The 1,251-nt window shown below is 39.5% G+C and carries 1 protein-coding gene; it reads right to left on the bottom strand.

What is annotated here, in order from left to right:
- Window positions 1-23 precede the first annotated feature (23 nt).
- Window positions 24-1,251 (bottom strand): TcaA NTF2-like domain-containing protein (locus tag AC1DRF_RS28425; RefSeq protein WP_477742363.1); only part of this gene is annotated, 1,228 nt, incomplete at its 5' end.

The following is a 1,251-nucleotide window of genomic DNA, read 5'->3' as shown; positions in this document are numbered from 1 at the left end:
GTTCATAATCTCTCAGAAACCATTCATTCTTCCACCGGCTTCTGCTCATCTGTTAATGTATCAATTTTAGTAATTTGAAGTTTGTCTTTGCCAGCAGCTTTCACATGATAAATTCGTTCTTTTTTAAACTGCGTGCTTGCATCATATGAGTCGGTGAACGTATATACTTCGTTTGTATAAATGTCATAGGTTCCATCGTCGTGTGATTCTGTTTTTGTCACAAGAAACTGATCGTTAGCAAACGATACGTTTTTTCCGGCCAGTGATGTGATATAGCTTTTTAGCTGTTTATATACTGGCTGATTCGAGTCGATATAAGGCGCCATCCCACTAAAGTCTCCGCTGTTTAAGCTTGAAAAGTAAGCGGCTTTATAGGAGATAAAAAAGTTTTCAAGCTCTGTTTTGCTTACAGCATCTGGCTTAGGCTGTTCATTTTTTAACGACTTCGTGCTGGCCGTAGCTTTTATGTTTGAGCTTGTTTCTACCGTTTGATTATCACGATTCATATATACAATCGTCAGTAATAAGACAAGGACGATAGCGCCTACTACTAAAATAGGAAAAGTGCGCCGTGATGATTGCTGCTTTTTGAGCACGGGAAAGTCTGCGTAGGATGGCAGCGTAACAGGTTTTATATCTACCTTTAACCGAACTATTGGCTGTGGTATTCCCGTGCTTTTTACACTACCAAGCGGCTGAAGTGCTAAAAATTCTTCATATGTAACAATAAACTCGTTTACTGCTATTCCTTTATACATGCCGTAAATTCGATTCCACAGTTCTCGACACCGAGTATCCTTTATATCTTCACTCAGTTCGTTAAAAAATGGTCGTGATTTTTTAATAAAAGCCGCTAACCACGTTTGATGAACGTCGACTTTGTGGACTGTATTTAGGTCGTTAAGTGATTGCTTTAACTTGGCCTGTTCATTTGCATCGTTTTGGCTAATGACTTCCATACTGCGCTGCGTTTCTTTCAGCACAGTAGAAAGACTCTTACTCATTTTTTCTTGCAAGGCATCAAACTGACTGCGAACATCAGGCCAGTGAAGTTCGAGTAACTGTTTTTGTGCAGTCGTGGCTTTTCGAATACTTTCATTTAGTTCATGCTGCTTTGTGCGAAAGGCGGTCGTTTTTTGTTTGGTCACTACTTTATTTTTGCTTAGCTGATGCCATTCTTGCTTCAAGCTCTTGTCTTCTTCGAGTACTGTGGCTATCGCTTGTTTTACATGTTCATGCTTTTTTTGAAAG

Source organism: Priestia sp. P5_B4 (assembly GCF_056400385.1).
Note: the sequence above shows the minus strand (reverse complement) of the source record. Positions and strands in the feature narration are given on the sequence as shown.